Origin of the sequence: Sphingomonas antarctica (genome assembly GCF_965137005.1) — a bacterium.
GTDB classification, from domain to species: Bacteria; Pseudomonadota; Alphaproteobacteria; order Sphingomonadales; family Sphingomonadaceae; genus Sphingomonas_O; species Sphingomonas_O antarctica.
In genome coordinates this window covers 179458-203371 of record NZ_CBCRXM010000001.1, presented here as the reverse complement: position 1 = coordinate 203371, position 23914 = coordinate 179458, and the positions used below count along the sequence as shown (strand labels likewise).

30 protein-coding genes, 1 tRNA gene and 1 other RNA gene are annotated in these 23914 nt (G+C 64.5%); 13 read left to right on the top strand and 19 right to left on the bottom strand.

What is annotated here, in order from left to right; translation table 11 throughout:
• Window positions 1-77: 77 nt before the first annotated feature.
• The 3 genes from ACM9ME_RS01065 to gap form a co-directional block, all read right to left on the bottom strand.
• Entirely contained in the window at window positions 78-803 is a 726-nt protein-coding gene (locus tag ACM9ME_RS01065; RefSeq protein WP_415641552.1) for a PEPxxWA-CTERM sorting domain-containing protein, read from the bottom strand.
• A gap of 109 nt (window positions 804-912) precedes the next feature.
• The gene (locus tag ACM9ME_RS01060; protein WP_415641551.1) at window positions 913-2109 is read right to left on the bottom strand and encodes a phosphoglycerate kinase; all 1197 of its coding nucleotides are present in this window, start codon (window positions 2107-2109) and stop codon (window positions 913-915) included.
• A 2-nt stretch (window positions 2110-2111) separates the two neighbouring features.
• A complete protein-coding gene (gap, locus tag ACM9ME_RS01055) occupies window positions 2112-3119 on the bottom strand; it encodes a type I glyceraldehyde-3-phosphate dehydrogenase (protein WP_415641550.1) in 1008 nt (335 codons plus the stop codon).
• A gap of 148 nt (window positions 3120-3267) precedes the next feature.
• Between gap and ACM9ME_RS01050 the strand changes: the two genes are divergently transcribed.
• The 5 genes from ACM9ME_RS01050 (at window position 3268) to ACM9ME_RS01035 (ending at window position 4717) form a co-directional block, all read left to right on the top strand.
• Window positions 3268-3480, top strand: coding sequence for a hypothetical protein (locus tag ACM9ME_RS01050; protein WP_415641549.1), 213 nt, complete (start codon window positions 3268-3270; stop codon window positions 3478-3480).
• Window positions 3480-3803 (top strand): cell division protein ZapA, encoded by a 324-nt coding sequence (locus ACM9ME_RS01045; protein ID WP_415641548.1) that lies wholly within the window; start codon window positions 3480-3482, stop codon window positions 3801-3803. The genes ACM9ME_RS01050 and ACM9ME_RS01045 overlap by 1 nt, the downstream gene beginning before the upstream one ends.
• Window positions 3804-3814: 11 nt before the next feature.
• Window positions 3815-3967, top strand: a non-coding RNA gene (gene ssrS / locus ACM9ME_RS15465) — 6S RNA.
• Entirely contained in the window at window positions 3954-4526 is a 573-nt protein-coding gene (locus ACM9ME_RS01040; RefSeq protein ID WP_415641547.1) for a 5-formyltetrahydrofolate cyclo-ligase, read from the top strand. Before ssrS ends, ACM9ME_RS01040 begins: the two co-directional genes overlap by 14 nt.
• Window positions 4523-4717, top strand: a complete 195-nt coding sequence (locus ACM9ME_RS01035; protein ID WP_415641546.1) for a DUF2842 domain-containing protein — start codon at window positions 4523-4525, stop codon at window positions 4715-4717. The genes ACM9ME_RS01040 and ACM9ME_RS01035 overlap by 4 nt, the downstream gene beginning before the upstream one ends.
• A 176-nt stretch (window positions 4718-4893) precedes the next feature.
• Here the strand turns inward: ACM9ME_RS01035 and ACM9ME_RS01030 are convergent.
• Together ACM9ME_RS01030 and ACM9ME_RS01025 are read right to left on the bottom strand one after the other, a co-directional pair.
• Window positions 4894-4970: transfer RNA gene (locus ACM9ME_RS01030), tRNA-Asp, on the bottom strand.
• A gap of 56 nt (window positions 4971-5026) precedes the next feature.
• A complete protein-coding gene (locus tag ACM9ME_RS01025) occupies window positions 5027-6148 on the bottom strand; it encodes an AI-2E family transporter (protein ID WP_415641545.1) in 1122 nt (373 codons plus the stop codon).
• A 152-nt stretch (window positions 6149-6300) separates the two neighbouring features.
• Between ACM9ME_RS01025 and ACM9ME_RS01020 the strand changes: the two genes are divergently transcribed.
• The 4 genes from ACM9ME_RS01020 to dnaA all read left to right on the top strand — a co-directional run bounded on the left by ACM9ME_RS01020 (window position 6301) and on the right by dnaA (window position 9999).
• On the top strand, window positions 6301-7053 hold the full coding sequence (locus ACM9ME_RS01020; RefSeq protein ID WP_415641544.1) for a thioesterase family protein: 753 nt from the start codon (window positions 6301-6303) through the stop codon (window positions 7051-7053).
• Window positions 7054-7056: 3 nt separating this feature from the next.
• Entirely contained in the window at window positions 7057-7869 is an 813-nt protein-coding gene (gene mutM, locus ACM9ME_RS01015; RefSeq protein WP_415641543.1) for a bifunctional DNA-formamidopyrimidine glycosylase/DNA-(apurinic or apyrimidinic site) lyase, read from the top strand.
• Between the two features lie 83 nt (window positions 7870-7952).
• Window positions 7953-8216 carry a 30S ribosomal protein S20 gene (gene rpsT / locus ACM9ME_RS01010; protein ID WP_415641542.1) on the top strand — a complete coding sequence of 88 codons (264 nt, stop codon included), beginning with the start codon at window positions 7953-7955 and terminating at the stop codon, window positions 8214-8216.
• 406 nt (window positions 8217-8622) lie between these two features.
• Complete coding sequence (gene dnaA, locus ACM9ME_RS01005; RefSeq protein ID WP_415641541.1) at window positions 8623-9999, top strand: chromosomal replication initiator protein DnaA; 1377 nt, start codon at window positions 8623-8625, stop codon at window positions 9997-9999.
• 232 nt (window positions 10000-10231) lie between these two features.
• Here dnaA and ACM9ME_RS01000 read toward each other — a convergent pair whose 3' ends face one another.
• The 4 genes from ACM9ME_RS01000 to secB form a co-directional block, all read right to left on the bottom strand.
• A complete protein-coding gene (locus ACM9ME_RS01000; protein ID WP_415641540.1) occupies window positions 10232-10909 on the bottom strand; it encodes a DUF4136 domain-containing protein in 678 nt (225 codons plus the stop codon).
• 83 nt (window positions 10910-10992) lie between these two features.
• Complete coding sequence (trpS, locus tag ACM9ME_RS00995) at window positions 10993-12003, bottom strand: tryptophan--tRNA ligase (RefSeq protein WP_415641539.1); 1011 nt, start codon at window positions 12001-12003, stop codon at window positions 10993-10995.
• A gap of 6 nt (window positions 12004-12009) precedes the next feature.
• Window positions 12010-13593, bottom strand: coding sequence for a murein biosynthesis integral membrane protein MurJ (murJ, locus tag ACM9ME_RS00990; protein ID WP_415641538.1), 1584 nt, complete (start codon window positions 13591-13593; stop codon window positions 12010-12012).
• A gap of 127 nt (window positions 13594-13720) precedes the next feature.
• Complete coding sequence (gene secB / locus ACM9ME_RS00985; RefSeq protein ID WP_415641537.1) at window positions 13721-14218, bottom strand: protein-export chaperone SecB; 498 nt, start codon at window positions 14216-14218, stop codon at window positions 13721-13723.
• Window positions 14219-14351: 133 nt separating this feature from the next.
• Here secB and ACM9ME_RS00980 point away from each other — a divergent pair, with 133 nt between their 5' ends.
• Genes ACM9ME_RS00980 through ACM9ME_RS00970 form a run of 3 tightly spaced genes read left to right on the top strand, consistent with a single transcriptional unit; the run spans window position 14352 to window position 16697 of the window.
• On the top strand, window positions 14352-14999 hold the full coding sequence (locus ACM9ME_RS00980; RefSeq protein ID WP_415641536.1) for a Tim44/TimA family putative adaptor protein: 648 nt from the start codon (window positions 14352-14354) through the stop codon (window positions 14997-14999).
• Window positions 14999-16225, top strand: a complete 1227-nt coding sequence (mltA, locus tag ACM9ME_RS00975) for a murein transglycosylase A (RefSeq protein ID WP_415641751.1) — start codon at window positions 14999-15001, stop codon at window positions 16223-16225. Before ACM9ME_RS00980 ends, mltA begins: the two co-directional genes overlap by 1 nt.
• Window positions 16206-16697: a Smr/MutS family protein gene (locus ACM9ME_RS00970; protein ID WP_415641535.1), complete on the top strand. Its 492-nt coding sequence runs from the start codon at window positions 16206-16208 to the stop codon at window positions 16695-16697. Before mltA ends, ACM9ME_RS00970 begins: the two co-directional genes overlap by 20 nt.
• Here the strand turns inward: ACM9ME_RS00970 and dapE are convergent.
• Window positions 16681-17790, bottom strand: a complete 1110-nt coding sequence (dapE, locus tag ACM9ME_RS00965) for a succinyl-diaminopimelate desuccinylase (RefSeq protein WP_415641534.1) — start codon at window positions 17788-17790, stop codon at window positions 16681-16683. The genes ACM9ME_RS00970 and dapE overlap by 17 nt on opposite strands.
• Window positions 17791-17793: 3 nt before the next feature.
• Window positions 17794-18453 carry a glutathione S-transferase family protein gene (locus ACM9ME_RS00960; protein ID WP_415641533.1) on the bottom strand — a complete coding sequence of 220 codons (660 nt, stop codon included), beginning with the start codon at window positions 18451-18453 and terminating at the stop codon, window positions 17794-17796.
• An 82-nt stretch (window positions 18454-18535) separates the two neighbouring features.
• Here ACM9ME_RS00960 and ACM9ME_RS00955 point away from each other — a divergent pair, with 82 nt between their 5' ends.
• On the top strand, window positions 18536-19303 hold the full coding sequence (locus ACM9ME_RS00955) for a MerR family transcriptional regulator (RefSeq protein ID WP_415641532.1): 768 nt from the start codon (window positions 18536-18538) through the stop codon (window positions 19301-19303).
• Here ACM9ME_RS00955 and ACM9ME_RS00950 read toward each other — a convergent pair.
• The 8 genes from ACM9ME_RS00950 to ACM9ME_RS00915 form a co-directional block, all read right to left on the bottom strand.
• Window positions 19269-20138, bottom strand: a complete 870-nt coding sequence (locus tag ACM9ME_RS00950) for a hypothetical protein (protein ID WP_415641531.1) — start codon at window positions 20136-20138, stop codon at window positions 19269-19271. The two genes, ACM9ME_RS00955 and ACM9ME_RS00950, sit on opposite strands and share 35 nt — an antisense overlap.
• Window positions 20138-20773, bottom strand: coding sequence for a ribosome biogenesis GTP-binding protein YihA/YsxC (gene yihA, locus ACM9ME_RS00945; protein ID WP_415641530.1), 636 nt, complete (start codon window positions 20771-20773; stop codon window positions 20138-20140). The genes ACM9ME_RS00950 and yihA overlap by 1 nt, the downstream gene beginning before the upstream one ends.
• Window positions 20774-20864: 91 nt before the next feature.
• Window positions 20865-22553 (bottom strand): membrane protein insertase YidC, encoded by a 1689-nt coding sequence (gene yidC / locus ACM9ME_RS00940; RefSeq protein WP_415641529.1) that lies wholly within the window; start codon window positions 22551-22553, stop codon window positions 20865-20867.
• An 11-nt stretch (window positions 22554-22564) separates the two neighbouring features.
• Window positions 22565-22786: a membrane protein insertion efficiency factor YidD gene (yidD, locus tag ACM9ME_RS00935; RefSeq protein WP_415641527.1), complete on the bottom strand. Its 222-nt coding sequence runs from the start codon at window positions 22784-22786 to the stop codon at window positions 22565-22567.
• On the bottom strand, window positions 22783-23082 hold the full coding sequence (gene rnpA, locus ACM9ME_RS00930; RefSeq protein ID WP_415641750.1) for a ribonuclease P protein component: 300 nt from the start codon (window positions 23080-23082) through the stop codon (window positions 22783-22785). Before rnpA ends, yidD begins: the two co-directional genes overlap by 4 nt.
• A 5-nt stretch (window positions 23083-23087) precedes the next feature.
• On the bottom strand, window positions 23088-23222 hold the full coding sequence (gene rpmH, locus ACM9ME_RS00925; protein WP_415641749.1) for a 50S ribosomal protein L34: 135 nt from the start codon (window positions 23220-23222) through the stop codon (window positions 23088-23090).
• Window positions 23223-23293: 71 nt separating this feature from the next.
• The gene (locus ACM9ME_RS00920; RefSeq protein ID WP_415641526.1) at window positions 23294-23608 is read right to left on the bottom strand and encodes a hypothetical protein; all 315 of its coding nucleotides are present in this window, start codon (window positions 23606-23608) and stop codon (window positions 23294-23296) included.
• 63 nt (window positions 23609-23671) lie between these two features.
• Window positions 23672-23851, bottom strand: a complete 180-nt coding sequence (locus tag ACM9ME_RS00915) for a hypothetical protein (protein ID WP_415641525.1) — start codon at window positions 23849-23851, stop codon at window positions 23672-23674.
• Between the last annotated feature and the right edge of the window lie 63 nt (window positions 23852-23914).

Here is a 23914-nt window from a genome sequence, read left to right as displayed (position 1 = left end):
GCCCAACAATCTCGCCTCAACAAAAACGGGTCACGAAGGCGATCCTTCGCGACCCGCCTTATTAACCGAAATGGGGTTTAGGCGGCAGCGGCAGCCGAGCGGCGGCGACGCATCGTCACGCCGACCACGCCGAAGCCACCGATCATCAGCGCCCATTGTGCTGGCTCCGGTACAGCCGCGATGCTCGCCGACAGGCCCGTGCTATCATATTGATAATTGCCGTTATTGTTAACGACGAACGACACGGTCGAACCGGCAGCCAGCGCTTGTGTGAAGTTGAATGTCGCCTGCGTCGCGGCAGCGGGCGTCCCGGCCAGCGCGCTGCTGCTGTAGAGCAGCGATGCACCGTTGTAGATCGACACCAGAACGCCATTGCCGCTGCCATTACTGGCGGCGTTGCTCAGGCGCTGGAACAGGCCCGACACCGAATAGGTGCTGGTCGTGGAGACGAGAAACGTTACCACTGTATCGGTCGCGCCAGCGCCGTCAGCCGGATGCAGCCACAATTCGTCATTCGGGATCGCGACAGTCGACAGGCCCGGAGGGTTCACATCGCCAGCCGTCGTGTTGAGCCCGACGCCCTGATAATCGCCAAACGAGTGGCAGGCGAAGCCGCTCTGTCCAAAACACGTCGACGAATAGGTCGAGAACGGGACAAAGCCGGTGCTGCCCGCGCCGGTGCCATATGCCCATGAGCCGCTGGGGTTGCCTGACGAAAAGCTGCTCACGGCGTCATAAGTGATGGCATTGGCCGTAACAGGCGCCAATGCAAAAGCGGCGGCAGCAACAACGAAAGCGCCCATCGAAAAATTCCCCGTACAGACTATTCAAATCAATCACTGGCCGGGCGTTAGCATAACTCGCCTCGACGTCCCACGACAAACGCGTGTCGTTATGGGACGATAACATTGGTCAACCGAGCGCTGCTACCCCTGGCAATTCGCGCCCTTCCATCCATTCGAGGAACGCGCCTCCCGCAGTCGACACGAAGGTAAAGCCGTCTGCCACTCCCGCCTGATTTAGAGCCGCGACCGTATCGCCGCCACCCGCGACGGACACCAGGCTGCCGCTCTGCGTCAGTGCCGCCGCGGTCCTGGCCAGCGCCACGGTCGCGCGGTCGAACGGTGGGGTTTCGAACGCACCCAGCGGCCCGTTCCAGACCAATGTGCGGCAGGTCTTCAGGACATCCGCCAGCGCTTCGGTTGCGGCGGGGCCGATGTCGAGGATCATTTCATCCGCCATAACTTCGTGCACATTGACGGTGCGGACCGGCGGGTTGGGGCGGAATTCCTTTGCAACTACAACGTCATAGGGGAGATGGACGGTGCAGCCGGCCTTGTCCGCCGCGTCGAAGATGCGGTTGGCGGTTGCGACGAGATCGTGTTCGCACAGCGACTTGCCGACATCGACCCCGCGCGCGGCGAGGAAGGTGTTGGCCATGCCGCCGCCGATGATCAGATGATCGACCTTGTCGACCAGGTGTTCGAGTACCGCGAGTTTGGACGAGACCTTGGCGCCGCCGACGACGGCGGCGACTGGATGTTCAGGCGAGCCCAAAGCCTTGTCCAACGCGTCGAGTTCGGCCTGCATCTGCCGCCCGGCAAAGGCGGGCAGGACACGCGCCAGCCGCTCGGTCGAAACGTGCGCACGGTGCGCGGCGGAAAAGGCGTCGTTGACGTAAAAATCCGCAAAACGTGCCAAATCGGCTGCATGCGACTGGGAGTTCTTCTCCTCTTCGGTACTGAATCGCGTGTTTTCGAGCAGCGCGACCTGACCCGGCTGCAGGTCGCGCAGCGCGGTCGGATCGGCGTAGTGATCGACGAACATCACTTCGCGGCCCAGCACATGCGCCAGCGGCTGCGTCAGCAATGCGGTCGACAGGCTCGGATCGCGCGCGCCGTTCGGTCGCCCGACATGCGCCAGCACCAGCACGATCGCGCCGGCGTCCGCCAGCTCGGCGATCGTCGGCACCGCGGCGCGCAGCCGTGTATCGTCCGTGACCTTGCCGCCCTCCATCGGGGCGTTGAGGTCTTCGCGGACGAGGATGCGCTTGCCGCGAACGTCGGCCCTGAACTCGGCAAACAGATCGTCGAGCGTTTTGAACGCCATGATCAGACCAGCTTTGCCATCGCGCCGGCGGTGTCGACCATGCGGTTCGAGAAACCCCATTCATTGTCGTACCAGCTGACGACGCGGACCAGTTTGCCGTCCATCACGGCGGTCTCGAGGCTGTCGACGGTCGAAGATGCAGGCTCGTGATTGAGGTCGATCGAAACCAGCGGTTCGTCGGTATAGGCGAGCACGCCCTTCAGCGGTCCGCTTTCCGATGCCGCTTTGAGCAAGGCGTTGACCTCGTCCCTGGTCGTGTCGCGCGACGGGGTGAAGGTCAGGTCGATCAGGCTGACATTGGGTGTCGGCACGCGGATCGCCGACCCGTCGAGCTTGCCCTTCAGTTCGGGCAGCACTTCACCGACCGCGCGGGCGGCACCCGTCGTGGTCGGGATCATCGACATGCCCGCGGCGCGCGCCCGGCGCATATCGCCGTGGATCTGGTCGAGGATCTTCTGGTCGTTGGTGTAGGCGTGGATCGTGGTCATCAGGCCACGCTCGATACCGATCGCGTCGTTCAGCACCTTGGCGACGGGGGCCAGACAGTTGGTCGTGCAGCTGGCGTTCGACACGATGACATGATCGGCGGTCAGCTTGTCGTGATTGACCCCGAACACCACGGTAAGGTCGACGCCCTTGGCCGGCGCGGAGATCAACACGCGCTTGGCACCGGCATCCAGATGCTTTTGCGCCGATTCGCGGTCGGTAAAAAATCCGGTGCATTCGAGCGCGATGTCGACACCGTTGGCCGCATGCGGCAATTTGGCCGGATCGCGTTCGGCGGTGACGTGAATGCGCTTGCCATCGATGATCAGGTCATTGCCTTCGGCTTCGACGGTGCCGGGATATTTGCCGTGAACGCTGTCGCGCTTGAACAGCATGGCGTTCGATTTGGCATCGCCCAAGTCGTTGATCGCAAGCAGTTCCAACCCGCAATCGGGCTGTTCGAGGATCGCGCGTGCGACCAGCCGACCGATGCGCCCAAACCCGTTGATTGCCACCTTCGTCATGTATTATTCCCCAAATTTGCGATGAGCCACGGCGCATTGCGCGGGCCTGGTTGGTCCGCGCCCCTTTGTCGCGCGAAGGCAATTTGGTCAACGTTTCGGTTACCCTCGCGCCTTGCCGGATTCCGTTGGTCTGCTTATGGCCGCGACGATGAATTCAGAACCCGAAGAAGTGATCGCGCGGATCGACCGTGCGTTGGGCCGTCTTGAGTCCGCCATTACCGCTGCACGCGGATCGGTCGCCGCCAAGCAAGCCGCCGAAGCCAGATACCAGGCCTTGCGCGAACGCACGCAAGCGGCGCTCGACAGCCTTGAACAGGTTATTGCCAGTGCCGGCCAACCATCGGCCGGGGGTGCCCGCTAATGGCCGATGTCAGCCTGAACATCGGCGGTCGCCAATATTCGGTCGCCTGCCGCGATGGCGGTGAGGATCATCTTCGCCAATTGGGTGCGCAGGTCGATAAAAAGGCCGCCGAAGCATCACGCGCGGTCGGCAGCGCCACCGAAGCCCGCACCCTGCTCCTTGCGGCACTGCTGCTGGCCGACGAACTCGGCGACGCGCGTCAGGGCAAGGCGCCCCCGCCGCAGGTTGGCTTGTCGCCCGCCGTTGCCGAAGCCCTGGCGCAATTGGCCGAACGGGTCGAAGCGATGGCCGACAGCCTTGAGACTAGCCACGCAAAGGCTTAGATAGGGCGTGACGGGAACTGCCCGGTACGAGCTTTATACATCCCTGAGGCTATTTATCATCCTAGGGGGCTGTCCCTGCCCGGATCCTGGTCCGAAGCACATGGTCCCCACCTGACGTTAGAGCGTCAGTGGATATCGGAGCAAACGGCCATGGCGGTCCCGTCACCCACCAAAGCCGAATTTCGCGCCTGGCTCCGCAAACTGCGCGATGTCTATGTCGGATCGTGGTCGCTGCCCGATCGATGCGCGAACGCTGCACGATTCGCCGAACGGGCCTTGCCGCTGCTCGCCGGGGCCAAGACCGTCGCGGTGTATCTGCCGATCGGGACCGAGGTCGATACCCTGCCGTTGATCGGCATACTCGATGCACAAGGTGTGGCGCTGGCCCTGCCCTTTTATTCCGGATTGAAAGCCCCCCCGCTGTTCCTGGCTTGGAAACCGGGCGACACGCTGCTGTCAGGACCGATGGGATTGCGGCAGCCCGATCCGGCAACCGCCGCTGCGGTCGATCCCGACGCGTTCATCGTGCCGTTGCTCGGCTATACCGAAGCGCTCGATCGGCTGGGTTACGGCGCGGGCTATTACGACCGTGCGTTTGCCGCGTGGCCCGACGCCAAGCGCATCGGGATCGCCTGGGATTGCCAAAAATCGCGATGGTTGCCGATCGATCCATGGGACGTAAGGCTGCATGCCATTGTTACCGATGAAGGCGTTGTGTCGTGAACGAACCGTCGATCCGCAAGCCCATCGGCGTGCTCGCGATTGTTGCGTGGATCGTCATTTGGGCGGTGCTGGCGGTGACCTTGCCCCGGCCCGAGAATGTTTGGCTGCAGATTTTGTGGTTCGGGGCGTTTGGATTGGCGTGGATCGCGCCGTTGAAGCCGGTGTTACGGTGGATGGAAGCCAAGAATTAAAGTCCTCCCCCGTTGGGAAGGTGGCAGCGCGAAGCGTTGACGAAGGGGGCGACGGTCGGCTCGCCGTGGCAAAGCCACGTCGTCGGTCCTTATGCTGCGCTAAGGTCGGCCGGATCTTCGGCTGCTGCTGACGCAGCACCGAAACGCTGCTGCGCTGCGTTTCTGCCTACGATCCCTGGCGCGAGTGACGGGGCTCGAACCCGCGACCTCCGGCGTGACAGGCCGGCACTCTAACCAACTGAGCTACACCCGCAGCGACAGGGAAGCGGGCCTGTAGGTCCACCCCCGATTCACGTCAAGGCGTTCCCGTCACCCGCTTTCGGAATCGCCGACGTGCGTCAGCATGCCTTCCTCGAACAGGAAGCCGGTGATGTCGGGCACGCCAGCGGCGGCGATCACGCGCTGAATGATGATCAACAGCGGCACCGCCAGCAACGCGCCCAGCGGACCCCACACCCAGCCCCAGAAGCTGATCGAAATGAGGATCATCAGCGGATTGATCTTGACCCGCCGCCCGACGAGAAATGGCGTCACCGCATTCGCTTCGACCAGATGCAGGCCGATCATGATCGCGGGCGGGGTGAAGGCGGTCCAGATGTCGTTGAAGCTCATCAACCCGCCCAGTAGCAGCAGCAACGACGCAAAGATCGGTCCGAGATACGGGATGTAGTTGAGGATCGTGACGAGACCGCCCCACATCAACGGACTGCCCATGCCGAGCAGCCACAAGGCACCGGCGACGATCACTCCGAGCGTCACGTTCACCAACGTGATCGTCCCGAGATAGCTCGACGTCGCGCTGACCACATCGCGCAGCACCCTGGCCGTGGTGACGGCCCCGGCGATGCTGGTCCGGCTGGTGATCGTGCGGCGTTTGAGCCGCGTCCAGCCGGCGAGGAAGAAGAACACCAGCAATAACGAGTAGAACATCTCGATCAATACCGATGGCGCCGATGTCGCGAGCAAGGCGAGTACCGAATTGGGCGGCGGGACCGCCGATGTGCTTGGGCGACCGACCGGGCCGCTCGCAAACCGCTTCACGAGGTTGTCGAGGAAATGCTGCAGACTTTGAAACAGGTCGAGCACCGGTGCGATGTTGGTGCGGATGCGCGTGAGACGTTGCGGCAGCAACGTGACCCACTCGCTCGCTGGCACGACGATCGCCGCCAGCGCGACGTTGACCACGACGAGGAACAACAAGACGCAGAGCAAGGCGGCCAGCCCCGACGGCACGCGGCGATTCTGCAACCCTTCCAGCAACGGCACCAGCGCGATCGCAATCACCATCGCGGCGGTGACCGGCAAAAAGAACACCCGTCCGGCTTGCAACGCGAACGGCGCGGCGAACAGAAAGCCGGCGCCGGCAATCAGCGTCAGCGACGCGAGCAACCGGTCGCGACGCTGCGAATCGTCTTGCGGACTGTCAGCCACGACGGGCGCGGCCTCGATCCGTTTTTCTATGGTCGCCGCTCCGCTCAATGCACGATCTCCCTGGCGCCTTCGTGTGGAGCGCGCCCGACGTGGCGTCAACGGATCGCACGGAGCGAGGTTGCGTACGCGGGCATGTCGGCTAACGCCGAACGATGAGCCTGCCCGAAATCCTTGCCGCCGCTACCTTCGATGGAGCGACGATGCGCGCCGAAATTGCCGAGGGGTGGTTGCAGGGGCGCACGGCCTATGGCGGCCTGTCCGCAGCCATCGCGCTGGCGGCGGCCAAAGCTGGTCTGCCCGACCTGCCGCCGCTGCGGTCGGCGCAGATCGCCTTCGTCGGGCCGCTTGCGGGAGTCGTGACCGCCACGCCGACACTGTTGCGCCGGGGCAAGAACAGCGCGTTCGTCGGGGTCGATGTCGTTGGCGAAAGCGGCGTGGGTCTCCGCGCACTGTTCCTGTTCATGGCACCGCGCGAGTCGGCGATCGCGCATGACGATTTGCCCGCGCCCGCCATTCCGCTGCCCGACGCGCCGATGGACAGCGAGCGGTTGCCGCAAGGCTTCCTCCGCAATTTCGATGTTATGCCGTGGGATCGCGGCAAGGGTACGATCCGCGCCTGGCGCCGGTTGCGCGAACGCGCCGGCCTCGATCCCGAAATCGAGCTTATGGCCATTGCCGACGCGCTGCCGCCCGCGGCAATGAGCTTGATCGACGGTTGGGGTCCGATTTCGACCACGACCTGGCAGTTCAACGTCATCGAAGCGGCGGCGGGGGATGGCTGGTTCCTGCTCGAAGCCGTCGCCAATCACGCCGCCCACGGTGCCTCGGTCCAGGCCATGAACCTCTGGAATCACGAAGGGCGCGCCGTCGCCACCGCCACCCAAAGCGTCGCATTGTTCATTTAAGCGATGCCGGAGCTTCCCGAAGTCGAGACAACGGTGCGCGGGTTGCGGCCGGTTCTCGATGGCCGCGTGCTGACGTCGGTCGAAACCCGGCGTGGCGATTTGCGCCGCCCGTTCCCCGTCGATCTGCGTCAGCGGTTGACGGGTGCGCGGGTGACCGGCCTCGGCCGCCGCGCCAAATACGGGCTGATCGCCACCGATCGCGGCGATACGATGGTGTTTCACCTCGGCATGTCGGGGCGATGGCGGATCGATCCGGGCGCATTGGAGAAGCACGACCATTTCGTGCTCGACACCGATGACGGCCACCGCCTCGCACTCAATGACGCACGGCGGTTTGGCTCGATCGATCTGGTTCACACCGACAGGCTCGACGACTGGCCGGCGTTCAAGGCGCTCGGTCCCGAGCCGCTTGGCCCCGACTTGACCGTCGCGCATTTGCGCACGGCGTTTCGCGGGCGGAAGATGCCGGTCAAGGTGCTGCTGCTCGACCAGCATATCGTTGCCGGGGTCGGCAATATCTATGCGTGCGAAGCGCTCAACGTCGCGCGGATCAGCCCGTTCGCCGAGGCGGGCAGCCTGTCGGGCGAACGCCTCAAACGCCTGGTCGCGGCAATTCCGAAAGTGCTCAATGCCGCCATCGACGCGGGCGGGTCGACGCTGCGCGATTATGCACAGCCGAACGGCGATCTGGGCTATTTCGCCAGCCAGTTCCGGGTCTACGGTCGCGAGGGTGAGACGTGCATGTGCGGCGGCACGGTACGGCGCGATGTTCAGGCCGGGCGATCGACCTTCTGGTGCCCGCGCTGCCAGCGTTGACGATTCGGGTTTGTCTGGCTATGCGGCCCGCTTGAACCGGCGCGTTTTCGCGCCTCTTTTTGTTTTTGAGGGAATACAGTCGCATGGCGAATACGCCGCAAGCCAAGAAGCGCATCCGCCGCAACGACCGTCGTGCCGAAGTGAACGGCGCGCGCGTCGGCCGTATCCGCACCTTCGTCAAGAAGGTCGAAGCCGCGCTCGACGCTGGCGACAAGACCGTTGCCGCGACTGCGCTTGCCGCTGCCCAGCCGGAAATGGCGCGTGGCGTGGCCAAGGGCGTGCTTCACAAGAACACCGCGTCGCGCAAGTTCGCGCGCCTGACCAAGCGAGTCGCCGCGCTCGGCTAAGCCAGCGACGACGCTCAAGAATTTCGAAGGGCTCGCGAAGCAATTCGCGGGCCTTTTTTCTTATCCACAGCCATGCCGTTGAATCCTTAGGATTCCCGCCAATTTTGCGTTTCCGATTCGGTCTCACTTGGTTGGAAAGCGGCAGAAAACCGGCAAAAACCAGCCGCGCTACGGGCGAATCCTCACCTTCCCCGAGTCAAGCCGGATTATTTCATTTTATTTACGGCGCGGTGCTTGCACCCCCCCGTCGATCCTCGCACAAATTGGGCCAGCAGATTCGACGACTCGTCGTTGCGATCGGCCTCAAAGACCTGCGACGGAGACGCCCCCGGTTGAAGCCGGATGCGAGCAGGACTGGGCCGCCGCATCGGTGTGGGGGTACGAGCATTAGGTAAGAGGGAACGGCGTGACAGCGGTCAACGGCGAACGCGAAATTGTGTCTGAAAGCGTTCTCGCGGCCTGGAAAGCGGTGCGCGAGAATCTGCGGCGCGATGTCGGCGCGCGTAACTTCGATCACTGGCTCGCGCGCATCAGCCTTGGCGGCTTTTGCACCAACGACCGCGAAGTCGAGCTGCTGCTGCCCTCGCGTTTCCTGGCCAATTGGGTGGCGAGCAATTTCGGCGACCGCCTGACGCTCGCCTGGCGGGCGATCATGCCCGACGTGCGCAGCGTTCGTATCGGTTCGCGTGAAGACGTGCCAGAGGTGCTCAGCGCCAAATCAGAACCTGCTGCCGAGCCGAACGTGGTCGAGGTCATTGCGCCGCTGTCGCGCTTCGACCCGCGCCTGACCTTCGATCAGTTCATCGTCGGCGATGCCAATCGCGTCGCCTGCAACGCCGCGCGCGCGATGGGCGCGGATGGGCCGATGCGGTTCAGTCCGCTCTACCTCCATGGGCCGACCGGTCACGGCAAGACGCACCTGCTGCACGCCATCGGCCACAGTTACATGGCGATGAAGCCGGGTGCCAAGGCGCTGTCGATGTCCGCCGAGCGCTTCATGGTCGAATTCGTGCAGGCGATCCGCGCCAAGGACACGATGGCATTCAAGGAACGGCTGCGTTCGGTCGATCTGCTGATGATCGACGATTTCCAGTTCATTGCCGGCAAGGGGCCGACGCAGGAAGAGTTCCTCTACACGCTCGACGAGTTGATGCGTGCCGACCGCCGGGTGGTGATCGCCGCCGATCGCTCGCCGCATGAGCTGGATGGCGTCGAGGGACGTATTCTGTCGCGCCTGACGCAGGGTCTGGTCGTCGATATCCAGCCAGCCGACTATCCGCTGCGCCGCGAGATCGTGCACAGCCGCGCGGCGGCGATGGGCGTCACGGTCCCGGTCAACGTGCTCGACCTGCTCGCGTCGCGCATCGCCAGTTCGATCCGCGAGCTGGAGGGCGGGCTCAATCGCCTCCTGGCTTATTCGTCACTGAGCAATCGCGCGATCGACGAGAAGTTTGCCGAAGACATTCTGGCGGACATGTTCCGCGCCAGCCGCCGCCGGATCACCATCGACGAAATCCAGCGGCGCGTGTCGGATCACTTCAAGATCCGCCAGGCGGAGATGGTTTCGGCGCGCCGCGCCCGAGAAGTCGCCCGCCCGCGCCAGATCGCGATGTATCTCGCCAAGCAATTGACCCCGCGTTCGCTGCCCGAGATCGGGCGCCGGTTCGGTGGGCGCGATCATACGACGGTGATCCATGCGGTCCGGCAGATCGAAAAGCTGCGCGGGCAGGACAGCGAGATCGACGCCGATGTTCGCCTGCTGATGCGGTCGCTCGAGGGATAAGGGTACGTCGCAAACACGAACTGCACACCTTCCGCACCGCCTGGACCACTCACCCACGTACCTGTCGCCCCTGCGCAGGCAGGGGCCCAGATGCGTTCGCAACCTGCGACAGAGTCTCCATTTGTGAACTTATCTAGACCCCTGCCTGCGCAGGGGCGACAGGGTTACTTCAGCCGACAAGGTGGGTGCGGCGCAAACAATTCACGCCTTCCCACACCGTCAACGCGAAACCCTAACGCCGGTTCTTCGGCGCCGGGGCAATGGTGATCTTGACCGTTTCGCCGCTATTCCCCGGGAAATTGGTGAACATCGCGTCGATCAAATTCGGCACCGTGGTCGTCAGATCTTTGTTCGTCGATTGCGCCTGTGCGCGGCCCTCGAACACGCGTTCGCGCGTGCCGGGGCGCTCGATCTTCATGTCCAGTTCGGACGTGTAGATCGTGTAGCTCTCGACGTCGCGATAGTCGTCGAACAGGAACGGGTCGTAGAATCCGCTATAATAGCCGCGCCCGAACCCGCCGCCGAAGCCGCCATAGCCGCGGTGCCAGCCGCCATAGCCGAACCCGCCGAAACCAAAGCGTCCGCCGAACGGGCCAGAAGCGCTGGGATAAGTCTCGATGCGCTCACGACCCTGGTCGACCATGTAGTTAACCGTCACGACCAGATTGGCGCTGCCTGGCGTTTCGGCGCGCGCATAACCGACCTGGCCGAGGCGTTGAGCGACCAGATTGGCATATTGCGAAAATTCGAGGCTGTTCTGCAGCCGCGGATTGTCGGTGCGGATGGTAAAGCTCTGACCCTGCGGCGCGGGCAGGTTCTGAAAGCGCGAAACCTTCGCCTGAAACGGTGCGGCGCACCCGGCAACCGCCAGCAGCGACAAGGGCGCGGCGAATTTCATCAATGTTTTCATGGGGCTGACCTCTTGCTGCGGCCGAGTATGCCGCTTGCTGCATGAACGAATGTTGACTGGTTTCGTTTCGTCGCGGGTCTTGCTCACTTTGCCGCGATCAAGCCCAGCGCATCATAGGCCCTGGCCAGCGTCGGGGCGGCGACCGCACGGGCGCGCGCGGCACCGTCCTGCAAATGCCGGTCGAGTTCGGGCGAGCCGCGCAACGCTTCATAGCGTTCGCGGATCGGGGTGATGCGCTCGATCAGGCGATCGGCGAGCGCGGCCTTGAACGGGCCGAACTGGCTGCCGCCGAATTCTCCGAGCACCGTTGCCGTGTCGCTGTCCGCCAGCGCCGCATAGATGCTGACGAGGTTCGCGGCTTCGGCGCGCCCTGCCAGCCCCATGGGGTCCGACGGCAAAGGCTCCGGATCGGTCTTGGCCTTGCGCACTTTCTGCGAAATCGCGTCGTCGGGATCGCTCAGATTGATGCGACTCATGTCCGACGGATCGGACTTGCTCATTTTGGCCGTGCCGTCACGCAAGCTCATGATCCGCGCCGCGGCAGGCGGAATGAAGGGTTCGGGGAGGGTGAATAGATCGACGCCGGTATCGGTGTTGAACTTGGTGGCGATGTCGCGCGCGAGTTCGAGATGCTGTTTCTGATCGTCCCCCACAGGGACGTGCGTCGCCTGATACAGCAGCACGTCGGCGGCTTGCAGCACGGGGTAGTCGAACAGCGCGATCGAGGCGCCCTCGCGGTTCTTGCCGGCCTTGTCCTTCCACTGGGTCATCCGGTTGAGCCAGCCCATCCGCGCGGTGCCGTTGAGAAGCCAGCAGAGTTCGGCATGCGCGGGGACCGCCGCCTGGTTGAACAGGATCGATTTGGCCGGATCGATACCGCAGGCGATCAGCGCCGCGGTCATGTCGCGCACGCTCGCCAGCCGCACGTCGCGGTCGATATGGTCGCTCAACGAATGAAGGTCGGCGAGGAAGAACAGGCTTTCGCCGCCCGTCGCCGTGACTTCGTCCTGCATCCGCACCCAATTGCGGATCGCGCCGAGATAATTGCCGAGGTGCAAATTGCCGGTGGGCTGGATGCCCGAAACGATACGCATGATGGTCTAACGCTTCCGCGAGAACTGGGAGCGCAATTCGCTAAGCGAAACCGCGCCCAGCGCAAGCGCGGCGACGCCGTATACCGCTGCGCCGGCGCCACACAGCATGCCGAGGGCGATGATCCGCTCCCAGAAGCCGCGCGCCATGTGCGCGTCGAACAATGCGCCGCCGAACCACAACGCGACGCCCATGGCGGCGGACGCGAGAATGATGCGGACGCCATTGCGGCGCATTCGCGCGTCGAGCCGGAGATGGTCGCGACGATGCAGCGTCCAATAGAGTAGCAGCGTGTTGACCCAGGCCGCCGCCGCCGTGGACAGGGCGATACCGACAAAGCCGGTGTGGAGGACCAGCACCGACAGCAGATTGCCGACGAGGTTCACAAGCATCGACAGCATTGCGATCCGCACCGGCGTCTTGGTATCCTGTCGTGCGTAAAAGCCCGGGGTGAGCACCTTGATCAGCACATAGGCCGGAACGCCCAGCGAGAAGGCAGCGAGCGTCGCAGCCGTTCCGGCGGTATCGATCGCGTTGAAGGCGCCATGTTCGAACACGCCCCGGATCAACGGGGTCGCCGCGACCGTCAGTGCCACGGCCGCGGGCATCGCCAGGAGGAGAGACAGTTCGAGAGCGCGGTTCTGGGTATGCTGCGCCGCCCCAGTATTGCCCCCGCCGATGTGGCGCGACAAAGCGGGGAGGATCGCGGTGCCGACGCCGATGCCGATCAGCCCCAGCGGTAACTGGTTCAACCGGTCGGCATAATAAAGATAGCTGACTGCGCCTTGCGGCAGGAAGCGCGCGGCAAGGCTGGTCGAGATCAGCAGGTTGAACTGGATCGCCCCCTGCCCCAGCGCCGCCGGGCCGATCAGCGCGAGCATGTGCCGCACCTGCGGGCTGAGGCGCGGACGGCGCAACGCGAGGCTGACCCCGGCCTGGCGGCACGACCACACCAGCCACGCCAGCTGCATCGCGCCCGAAATCGTTACCGCGATTGCTTGCGTTTCCGCCGTCGCCAGCGGCGTGGCGCCACGAAAGAACAGCAAAGCCCCGATCATGCAGATGTTGAGCAGCACCGGCGCCGCCGCATTGACCCAGAAGCGGTCGAGCGAATTGAGCACCCCGCCGAGCAGCGACACGATGCTGATCAGCGCCAGATAGGGAAAGGTGATCCGCGTGAGGTGCACCGCGAGGTTGAATTTTTCCGCTCCGCCATCGGGAAAGCCGCCGGTCATCGCCCATACGATCGGCGCGGCGGCAAGCATCATCAAAGCGGTGAAGACGACGAGGAACGGGAACAGCACCGACAGCACTTGCGACGCGAACTCGCGGGCCGCGGCCAGCCCGGCCTCATGCCGTTCCTTTTCCGCCTCGGCCATCGTCCGGTTGAACAAAGGCACGAATACTGCGGCAAAGGCGCCTTCGGCAAACAGGGCGCGGAACAGGTTCGGCAACCGCCAGGCGATGAGGAATGCGTCCGACGCCAGGCCAGCGCCGACGAAGCGCGCCATCAACATGTCGCGCACCATGCCGAGAATGCGGCTGACCAGGGTCAGCCCGCCGATGGTGGATGTGGCGCGGACGAGGTTCATTCAGGCGTCCTTCGAGACGGGCCTTCGACTTCGCTCAGTCCCTCCTCAGGACAAACGGGCTTGTAGCAATCCGTTCGTGCTGAGGAGCCGTTGAGCTTGTCGAAACGGCATCTCGAAGCACCTGCAATCAGGCCTCGCCCGCCGGCTGCGCCGACACCAACGCCTCGCCCTGCGCCTGTTGCTGCATGTACAGCTGCGCGAAATCGATCGGCTCGAGCATCAGCGGCGGGAAGCCGCCGTCGCGGACCGCATCGCTCAGAACGCGGCGGGCGAAGGGGAACAGGATGCGCGGCGCTTCTGCCAGCAGAAATGGCGGGATCTGTTCGGCGGGGACGTTGCGGATCCCGAAGAGTCCCGCATAGGACAGCTCGACCTGGAATGCGACTTGGCCTTCGGCTTCCGCCTTGACGTCGATCTTGAGCACGACTTCGTAAACATCATCGGCCAGTTGCGACGAACCGATGTTGAACTGGACGTCGATATTAGGCTGATTTTGCCACTGATAGACCGCCGGCGAATTCGGGTTTTCGAAGGACAGGTCCTTCACATATTGCGAGATCACACCTGCCTGGGGGCTGTTATCCTGTCCGTTGGCAAGGGTTTCGGGCGCCTGGTCGTCGGCCATTGGTCGTCTGTTCCGTTCGTGCGTTGATGGATCGTGAAGGGCGCGCGACTAAAGCGTGACAGCGCGATGGGCAATGGCGGTTTGAAGTCACGCCGCCTAACGCCTATGTCTGGTGTCGAACGAGGAGTGGCAAGTGGTCGGTATCGTGTTGTTGGCAATGGTGGCGGCGTTTCTCGCGATGCGCCTTTACGCCGTGCTCGGTAAGCGCACCGGCCACGAACAGACGTTTGTCGCGCCCCCGGCCGAACCGCTGGCGCGCCCGGCGACGCAGATGATCGAGGGTCAACCGGCCGCTTCAACCATTGTCGCGGACAGCCCGGTCGAAGCCAGCGCCGCCGCCGGCCTGCGCGCGATTGCCGCCGCCGATGGCGGATTCGACGCACCGCGTTTCGTCGAGGGTGCGACGGCGGCTTACCGCATGATTCTCGAAGCCTATTGGCGCGGCGACGTCGATACGCTGAAGCCCCTGACCGGCGAGCACGTCTTCGACGCGTTTTCGCACGCGATCGAGGAACGCAAGGCCGCCGGCTTCGCGCTCGACAACCGTTTGGTGACGATCGACAAAGCAATCATCTCGGCGGCGATGCTCGAAGGTCGTCAGGCAGAAATCACCGTCCGCTTCGATGCCGATATCGCCGCGGTCACGCGCGATACCAATGGCAAGGTCGTGGCGGGGTCGCTCGACGATGCGGTGCCGACGCATGACGCGTGGACGTTCGCCCGCGAAGTTCGCGCAGGCGATCCCAACTGGTTGTTGATCGACACCGACGAGTCTGCGTGATCGGCCATTTGCGCCCCGCATTGGCGGCGGTGCTGTGCCTCGCCATTTCCGCCTGTGTGGGTGCACCCAAGCGCCAGCCGGTGCGTGTTGCGCCGCCGCCGGCGACGCGGCCCGCCCCGCCGGCGCCGATTGTCGTGACGCCCCCGCCACCAGCCAATGCCGTTGCGGCCGGTGTGACGAGCGCCAGTTTTCCGCCGATCACGCTCGACAATGCCACGCGCGCGTTGACGGCTTTTCGCGCGACATGCCCGGCCCTGCTCCGCCGCAGCGATGTGTCCGGTCTGACGCAGACTGCCGATTGGCGCGCGGCGTGCGATGCCGCCGCGACCGCCGATCCCGCCAGTTTCTTCGCGCAAAACTTTGCGGCCATCCGCGTCGGCGACGGGGCGGCCAAGGCGACAGGTTATTTCGAGCCTGAAATCGCCGGATCACGCACGCAATCGCCCGATTATCCGGTGCCGGTTTATGCCAGGCCCGGCGATATCGTCACCGGGCCGATTCAGGTCTGCCCCGATGATCCGACGACGGGACCATGCCAGACCAAGCAACGCCGTGGCCGCTATGATGAAACCGGCGCCTTCGTCCCCTATTGGGATCGTGGGCAGATCGAGGACGGGGCTCTCGCGGGCAAGGGGCTGGAGATCGCCTGGGCCGCCGATCCGATCGACCTGTTCTTCCTCGAAGTGCAGGGTTCGGGTCGCCTGCGCTTGCCCGACGGCAGCGTGATGCGCATCGGCTATGCCGGGCAGAACGGGCATGATTACACCGGCATCGGCAGCCTGATGAAATCGCGCAACCTGCTCGGCCCGGGGCAGACGTCGATGCAGGGAATCGTCGCCTATCTCCGCGCCCATCCCGATGAAGGGCGCGCGATCATGCGCGAGAACCGGTCATACGTGTTCTTCAAGGAATTGACCGGTCCCGGTCCGCTCGGCGCATTGAATGTCGCCGTCGTCGGCGGGATCAGCATCGCCGCCGATCCGGCCTTCGTCCCGCTGGGCGCGCCGTTCTGGATGGATGTGGATCGCCCCGAAGCCGACGGGCTGTGGATCGCGCAGGATACCGGCGGCGCAATCAAGGGTGCCAACCGCATCGACACCTTCTGGGGCGCTGGAGACGAGGCCAAGCGCATTGCGGGCGGGATGCTGGCGCGCGGCACCGCCGTGGTGCTGGTGCCGCTGAGCGCAGCCGCGCGGTTGTTGACAAATGCGCCGGCTCGCCCCTGACGAAGCGGCCCTTTGGGGTCAGCTCGCAAAATCGGTGACGCGGCTCGGGCAGCCGCGCAAAGGCACACCACGCCCGCTGATCGCCGATGCGCCGGAACCCGTCGCGCGGCGCGGTGCGGCGGGGACGACGCTCGATGCGGCGTGGGACCGCAAACTGGCCAAGGGCGAAGTCGCGCCCGACCGGACCGTCGATCTGCACGAGATGACCGTGGCGGAGGCGCACCGGGCGCTGGATGCCGCGATCGGCAGCGCGGTCGCGGCGGGTGCGCGGCTGTTGGTCGTCGTCGCCGGAAAAGCGCGCGATGGCCGCGCGGCGCGGTTGATGCCCGGCGGGCGCGGGATCATCGCCGCATCGGTCGAGGACTGGCTCGCTCTGTCGCCCTTCACCGGCAACATCGCCGCCGTCCGCCGCGCGCATGTCCGCCACGGCGGGGCTGGTGCGCTTTACGTGGTCCTCAGGCGTCGGCGGTGAGAATGCGGCGGTAGATTCGCACCAGCGTGTCGATATCCGCGAGCGCTACCGCCTCATCGACCTTGTGCATCGTCGCGTTGCACAGCCCGAATTCGACGGTCGGGCATAGTTTCGACATGAAGCGCGCGTCGGATGTGCCGCCGGTGGTCGACAGTTCGGGCGTGATGCCGGTTTCGGCGACGATCGCGTTGGCGATACGTGCGCTGAATGCGCCGGGCGGGGTCAGAAACGCTTCTCCCGAAATCCGCGCGTCGAGAGTCGCACCCGGCTCACTGGCGACGATTGCGCCGATATGCTCGACCAGAGCGGGGCCGCTTTGCCGATCGTTGAACCGGATCGACAGGCGCGTACTGGCGTCCGCCGGAATGACATTGGTGGTCGGGTTGCCGACATCGACGGTGGTGATCTCGATGTTCGACGGCTGGAACCAGTCGGTCCCTCGATCCAGTTCGACTGCCTCGATTTGCGACAGAATGCGGATCAGCCGCGGGATCGGATTGTCGGCGAGGTGCGGGTAAGCGACATGCCCCTGCGTCCCCGCGACATGGATCCACATGTTGACCGACCCGCGCCGCCCGATCTTGATCGTGTCGCCCAGCCGCGCGGTCGATGTCGGCTCGCCGACCAGGCACAGATCGGGAATCAGGCCGCGCGCCTGCATCCGTTCGATAATCGCCGCCGTCCCATAAATTGCGGGGCCTTCTTCGTCCCCCGTGACGATCAGGGTGATGCGTTTGTCGGTTACGCCGTCCGCCGCCGCGACGAAGGCCGCAATCGACGACTTCATGTCGACTGCCCCGCGTCCATAGAGCAGGCCGCCCTTCACTTCCGGCGCAAATGCATCGCCGTTCCACCCCTCGCCCGGCGGCACGACATCGAGATGCCCGGCAAAGGCGAAATGCTCGCCGCCGTCACCCCGCGTCGCGAGCAGATTTTCGACCGGCCCGTCGGGGGCTTCACCCGTGACGAAGCGCTCGACCGCAAAGCCCTGCGCCACCAGCGCCGCCGCCAGCACGTCGAACACCGCACCAGTCGCCGGAGTGACGCTGGGACAGGCGATCAGCGCCTTGGCGAGTGCGATCGGATCGGTCACCGCTCAGGCCGTCGCCGACGGCTCATATTTATCGATCACCCATTGCTCGTCCTGCGCCGCAGCGATCCAGTCCAGCATGAACGGATGCGCCAGCACCGCATCGACATAGGTCTGAGCGAAGCGCGCAATCGGCAGTTGATAGGTCATGAAACGCGTGCAGACCGGCGCGAACATGATGTCCACCGCGCCGAACGGGCCGAACAGGAAGTCACCCTCCCCGCCGAACCGCGCGCGCGCCTGCGCCCACAATTCCATGATCCGTGCGATGTCCGCCTGCACGGCTTCGGTCGCCGGGGTCGGGATCGTCCGCCGCGTGTTCATCGCATGTGCGCCGCGCAGCGCGGTAAAGCTGGAATGCATCTCTGCGGCGATCGAGCGGGCGAACCCGCGCGCCACCAAATCCTGGGGCCAGAAGCGCGTGCCGCCGGTCTTGTCGTTCAGGTAATCGATGATTGCGATGCTGTCCCACACCACCGCGTCCCCGTCCCACAAGGTCGGCACCTTGCCGCCCGAGGGCGCGAGTTCGTTTGCCTGCGCCTGATCCCATGCGGGGGTCGACATTGGCAGGACGACCTCGTCGAACGCCAGGCCCGATTGCTTGCAGGCGAGCCAGCCGCGGAGCGACCAGGACGAATAGGCTTTGTTGCCGATGAAGAGCTTCATCCGGTCGGCGTTAGCGGGGGCGCCGCGTGGCATCAACAAAAGCTCTTGAAGTTGACCCAGCGTCAACTGGCATAAGGTCCGCATGATCGATTCGCTGGACATCGCCGAAGTCGCCCGCCGCACCGGGTTGTCGTCACGCGCGCTGCGTTTTTACGAGGCGCGCGGGCTGCTCGCGCCATTGCGCACTGCGTCTGGACGCCGGCATTACGGCCCGGGCGAACTGGGGCGGCTGCACCAGATTCTGGTGCTCAAACGCGCGGGGCTGACCTTGGCGCAGGTCCAAAAACTGCTGTCGCGCGGCCCGCTCGATCTTACGCGGTTGATCGACGCGCAACTCATCGAATTGAACGAGCAGGCGACGGCGATCGACCGATCCCGCGCTTTGCTCGCCACCGTCAAGTCCCGCGTCGAGCGTAGCGAGCCCATCGACGTCGCGACCTTCTGCTCGCTGATCGAACAAGGAGAAAAAACCATGGCCAACGATGCCTGGGACAAAGTGTCGGACAAATATCTGACCGGCGAAGAACGTGCCGATTTCGCGGCGAGCTATGCCGACATGCCCAAGGAATTCGACCAAGCCGAATATGGCGCGAAATGGAAAGACCTGGGCGGTCGGATCAAGGCCGCGCTGCCGCTCGACCCGGCGGGACCCGAAGCGCAGGCGTTCCTCAAGGAATGGGGTGAATTGCTTGCGCCGTTCAACGCCGTCGCCACGCCCGCGATGAAAGCAGGGGTGCAGCGGATGTACGAGAATATGGACCAGTGGCAGGGCCAGGGCGGCGCCGACCCCGGCTTCGATGTCGAGGTGTTCAAGTTCATCCAGTCGGCAATGCGCGCGAAAGCCGCCTAGTTGCGGGCCGTGCCGTCCCCCGATCTTTAGAAACGAGGGGCGGCGCGGCCTTGGCGCGTTTGTCGAGAAACAACAGCGCGTTGCGAAAGTCCTTCGCCGGGGCGGCGTCGTGTTCGACATGCTCAATTTCTCGCCGATAGATTTCGGTGAAGCCCGCGGCGCGCAGCGCGTCGCCGGCCCGCACATTCATGATTTTCGCGCTGTCATTCTCCCCGGCGAGGATGGCGAAGCGCATGCTGCGCGCCTGGGCGAGTTGCTCCGGCAACGGCCAAGGCAGATCGGCCGAGCCGAGCAGATCGGTGCCGGCATCGAGCAGCGCGCCCTTGAACAGTTCGGGATAAGCCAACGCCAGTTTCAGCGCGACGCGCGACCCGCCCGAAAACCCGGCGATGACGACGCGCGCGGGATCGATCCGATACTGCTGCATCACCCCCCGCGCCGCCATCAAGGCGAGCGGCGCGCGGCGGACGAAGGCGCCCCGGCGATTGCCCGAATTGGCCGCACTGACACCGATCATCCCGAATTCGTCGAGCGTAGCGCCCCAGCCCGGCGGCAAGTCCGGCGTATCGAACGGCGAGATGTAAACCAACAGGCCATAGCCGTTCGGGGGCATGTGCCCGGGCACCGCGACGCTGAACCGTTCCTTCGCTGCTTCGACTTGCAACGGCGGCGGGACGACCTCGTGGCGGTCGATCCGCGCGGCGATCGCCGCACCGAGCATCCGCCGCGCAAGGTCGCGCGGTTCGACCGGCTGTATGTCGGGAAAGCCGGTCGTAACGGGGGGCGGCGCAGCGGCGAGCAGGCTCAGCGCCAGCACCGCACGCCACCGGTGCATCAGCCGATCGCGTCGAGAATCGCCGCGCGCAGTTGGGGGAGGCCCAGACCGCCCTCGGCTGACGTCGCGATGATGTCCGGATGAGCGGCGGCGCGTTTTCTGGCGGCGTCCGCCGTCCGTTCGGTGACCTCGGCCAGTTCGGTCGCCTTGACCTTGTCCGCCTTGGTCAGGACGACGACATAGGACACCGCCGCGGCGTCGAGCATGTCCATGATTTCGACATCGACAGGCTTGATGCCGTGACGGCTGTCGATCAGCACGAAAGCGCGTTTGAGCGATTGCCGCCCGCGCAGGAAATCGTTGACCACAAACCGCCACTTCTTGACCATGTCCTTGGGCGCCTTGGCAAAGCCATAGCCGGGCATGTCGACCAGCCGCAGTTGCAGCGGTTCACCCACGTCGAAGAAGTTGAGCTCCTGCGTTCGTCCCGGCGTGTTCGACGTGCGCGCGAGGCCATTGCGGTTGGTCAGCGCGTTGAGCAGCGACGATTTGCCGACGTTCGACCGCCCGGCAAACGCGACTTCGGGGGCATCGGCCCCGGGCAAATGTTCGAGCGAGGGCGCGGATTTGAGAAACGCGATCGGCCCGGCGAACAGTTTTCGCGCGGGTTCGATCAGGTCTGACGGATCGGTCACGGGAGTAAATCCCGTGACGTCGGTCGGAGCGATCGCTCCGCCGCCCGGAGGGACGTGTCGCGCAAATAGCTCGCGCTATTTGTGTCGCACGTCACGTCGTGGCGACCTTCATCCCCGGATGGCGCGAATAGAGCCACGCCTGCTGTGCGATCGTCAGCACGTTCGACGTGATCCAGTAGACGATCAGCCCGGTAGCGAAATTTGCCATCATGAACATGAACACCCACGGCATGATCTTGAAGATCTGCTGTTGCGCCGGGTCCATTTGCTGCGGGTTGAGCTGGAATTGAATGTACTGCGTAATGCCGAGAATGATCGGCAGGACGCCGATGGCGATCATCTGTGGTGGGGTGAACGCCAGTAATCCGAACAGATTGACCGGGGTCAGCGGGTCGGGCGCCGACAGATCGTGGATCCACAGCATGAACGGCTGATGCCGCATCTCGGTCGACAGGATCAGCACCTTGTACAGCGCGAAGAAGATCGGAACCTGCAGCACCAGCGGCAAACAGCCCGCGAGCGGATTGACCTTTTCCGCCTTGTACAGCGCCATGATTTCCTGCTGCAGACGCGGTTTGTCTTCTTTATACTTTTCCTGCAGCGCCTTCATCTTGGGCTGCACGATCTTCATTGCCGCCATGGATTTGAACTGCTTTTGCGCGATCGGGAACAGCAGCAGGCGCACGGTGAAGGTCAGCAGGATGATCGCGAAACCGAAATTGCCGGTCAGGTGGAACAGCCAACTGAGGTAGCGGAAAATCGGCTTTTCGATGACTTCATACCAGCCCCAATCGACCGACTTGCCGAGCAGCGGGATGTTGAACTGAGCGGCATAATCGTCGAGCAAGCCGACTTCCTTGGCGCCGGCAAAGAAGTGTGTCGCGCTTTGCACGGTGGCACCGGGGGCAATCATCTGCGGCTGGGCGGCATAGTCCGCCTGATACGACCCCTGGCTCGCCCGGAAGCCCGCATCAAGCGCGCCGGTCCCCGCCGGCGCCAGCGCAGTCAGCCAATATTTGTCGGTAAAGCCAAGCCAGCCGCCCGGCGTCTGGAACCGTTCGCCCGCCGCGTCTTCGTCCAGGTCCTTCCAATTGACCTTATAGTTCGCCGCCGCGTTGAACACGCCCATCGGGCCGACATGCGCGTTCCACGCACTGACATCCTTCGACTTTCCGAAGCGGCTGACGAAGCCGTACGGTCGCAGCGTCGCGGCCTGAGCGCCGCCATTGGTCACCGCCTGTGTCACCGTCAGCATGTATTTGTCGTCGATGGCGTAGCGGATCGCGTAGCGCAGCCCCTGCGGACTGGTCCATTGCAGCGTGACCGGCGTTTGCGGGGTCAGCGCGGCGGCGTCGGCAGTCCACACCGTATTGGCGTCGGGCACCGTGCCCGCGGGTCCGGTCCAGCCGAACGCGGCATAATAGGCTTCGGGCGTTCCCTGCGGGCTGAGCAGGCGCACCGGCGGCGAATTCTTGGCGATGGTCTGGCCGTATTTGGTCAGGACGAGATCGTCGACACGTCCGCCGGTCAGGTTGATCGAGCCGCTGACATTCGCATTCTTGAACGGCACGCGCGCGGTCGCGGCGATCGCCTTGACGGTGTCCTTGACCACCGGCACCGGCTGGACCGCAGGGGTGGCGACCGGCGTGGTCTTGCCGTCGGCAATCCTGGTCGCGGGCGGGTTGGCCGTCGGCATGATCCGGTCCGACAGCGCGCTCCAGCCGAACAGCACGAGCGCCGACAGCACGATCGCCAGGATCATGTTGCGCTGATTTTCCAAGACCTTGCCTTTCAATTCTTATCTGGGACGGGATCGTAGCCATGCCCGCCAAACGGATGACACCGCGCAATCCGCCGCGCGGCCAGCCAGCCGCCGCGCGCCGCCCCATAGCGGGTCAGCGCCTCGATTGCATAGGCCGAACACGAGGGCATGAACCGGCACGTCGACGGCAGGATGCGCGACGGCGCCAATTGCCACCCGCGCGCGATGAGAATGAGCAAACGGGCGATCAAAGCGCCGCCGCCAGTTCGCGGGCCAGCGTCGCATAATCCCGCTCGATACCGCCAGCGCGACCGATCAGTACATAATCGCGATTGTTCTGAGCAACGGGCGCAATGACTTCGCGGGCGAGCGCACGAAAGCGCCGCTTCATCCGGTTGCGGACCACCGCGTTGCCGATTTTCTTGGTCACGGTGAAGCCGACGCGTGGTTCCGCATCGCCTTCACGGATGTGCGTCAGGAGAATGAAGCCCGGCGTAACCCGCCGCCGCCCCTTGTTCGCCGCGAGAAAATCCGCGCGGCGACTCAGCGTGATCAGGCCGACAGCTTCTTGCGGCCGCGATTGCGGCGCGCGCGGATCACCGAACGACCCCCCACCGTCGACATGCGATGACGGAAACCGTGGCGCCGCGCGCGGACGAGATTGCTGGGCTGGAACGTGCGCTTCATCGGTCGGGCCTTCGAGTGAAATAGAAAAGGCCGCCCCTGCGGACGACCGGTCAGCGGCGCTCATGCCGGAATCACCCCGCGGAGTCAATTGAGGGCGCAACCTGCGCCTTCTCCAGCTCTGCCCGGCGTTTGGCCGACGCGCGCCGCAAACCCCAATCGACCCAGCTGCCATGTTTGGGCCAGCGCCGCTTGAACCGCACGTACAGGCGCTTTGCCAGCTTGGAATACCGGAGCGTCATGCCCAGTCCCAGCGGGAAGACGATGATGAAGCCCGGGCCAGGTAACGCGCCGATCAATGGGGAGATCGCCATCAGGAAGATGCCGGTGACGACCAGCGTCAGCCGACCGCCATCGCTCGCTTCAAAGCTCCGCCAGCGCCGTCGCATTCCGTCTCGCATGGCGTTGATGTGGGCAAGGCGTGTTGCAAAGGCAAGACACGTCGCGCGCCGTTAAGGTCGGTCGTCGTGCCGCCCGGTCTTTTCAGCCCTCATTGCGCGGTAACGCTCGCGGTCGCGCTTTTGCTGGCGGCGATATCGCCGTTCCGGACTGTCATGCCGCCACCGGGCGATCAGCAAGATCGCGCCAGCCATGAGCAGAATGATCAATCCATAGGCGATTTCTTGGCGCAACAGCTCCGTCTCCTTGCGAGCAGGTGTGCGACCACAATGTGACGCTGCGTAAAAACTCTAGGC

Excerpts from the sequence above, each read along its gene's own strand:
- ACM9ME_RS01065 (WP_415641552.1), bottom strand. The coding sequence starts at position 803 with ATGGGCGCTTTCGTTGTTGCTGCCGCCGCTTTTGCATTGGCGCCTGTT.
- ACM9ME_RS01060 (WP_415641551.1), bottom strand. The coding sequence starts at position 2,109 with ATGGCGTTCAAAACGCTCGACGATCTGTTTGCCGAGTTCAGGGCCGAC.
- gap (WP_415641550.1), bottom strand. The coding sequence starts at position 3,119 with ATGACGAAGGTGGCAATCAACGGGTTTGGGCGCATCGGTCGGCTGGTC.
- ACM9ME_RS01050 (WP_415641549.1), top strand. The coding sequence starts at position 3,268 with ATGAATTCAGAACCCGAAGAAGTGATCGCGCGGATCGACCGTGCGTTG.
- ACM9ME_RS01045 (WP_415641548.1), top strand. The coding sequence starts at position 3,480 with ATGGCCGATGTCAGCCTGAACATCGGCGGTCGCCAATATTCGGTCGCC.
- ACM9ME_RS01040 (WP_415641547.1), top strand. The coding sequence starts at position 3,954 with ATGGCGGTCCCGTCACCCACCAAAGCCGAATTTCGCGCCTGGCTCCGC.
- ACM9ME_RS01020 (WP_415641544.1), top strand. The coding sequence starts at position 6,301 with ATGAGCCTGCCCGAAATCCTTGCCGCCGCTACCTTCGATGGAGCGACG.
- mutM (WP_415641543.1), top strand. The coding sequence starts at position 7,057 with ATGCCGGAGCTTCCCGAAGTCGAGACAACGGTGCGCGGGTTGCGGCCG.
- rpsT (WP_415641542.1), top strand. The coding sequence starts at position 7,953 with ATGGCGAATACGCCGCAAGCCAAGAAGCGCATCCGCCGCAACGACCGT.
- ACM9ME_RS01000 (WP_415641540.1), bottom strand. The coding sequence starts at position 10,909 with ATGAAAACATTGATGAAATTCGCCGCGCCCTTGTCGCTGCTGGCGGTT.
- trpS (WP_415641539.1), bottom strand. The coding sequence starts at position 12,003 with ATGCGTATCGTTTCGGGCATCCAGCCCACCGGCAATTTGCACCTCGGC.
- murJ (WP_415641538.1), bottom strand. The coding sequence starts at position 13,593 with ATGAACCTCGTCCGCGCCACATCCACCATCGGCGGGCTGACCCTGGTC.
- secB (WP_415641537.1), bottom strand. The coding sequence starts at position 14,218 with ATGGCCGACGACCAGGCGCCCGAAACCCTTGCCAACGGACAGGATAAC.
- ACM9ME_RS00970 (WP_415641535.1), top strand. The coding sequence starts at position 16,206 with ATGCGCCGGCTCGCCCCTGACGAAGCGGCCCTTTGGGGTCAGCTCGCA.
- ACM9ME_RS00960 (WP_415641533.1), bottom strand. The coding sequence starts at position 18,453 with ATGAAGCTCTTCATCGGCAACAAAGCCTATTCGTCCTGGTCGCTCCGC.
- ACM9ME_RS00955 (WP_415641532.1), top strand. The coding sequence starts at position 18,536 with ATGATCGATTCGCTGGACATCGCCGAAGTCGCCCGCCGCACCGGGTTG.
- ACM9ME_RS00950 (WP_415641531.1), bottom strand. The coding sequence starts at position 20,138 with ATGCACCGGTGGCGTGCGGTGCTGGCGCTGAGCCTGCTCGCCGCTGCG.
- rpmH (WP_415641749.1), bottom strand. The coding sequence starts at position 23,222 with ATGAAGCGCACGTTCCAGCCCAGCAATCTCGTCCGCGCGCGGCGCCAC.
- ACM9ME_RS00920 (WP_415641526.1), bottom strand. The coding sequence starts at position 23,608 with ATGCGACGGCGCTGGCGGAGCTTTGAAGCGAGCGATGGCGGTCGGCTG.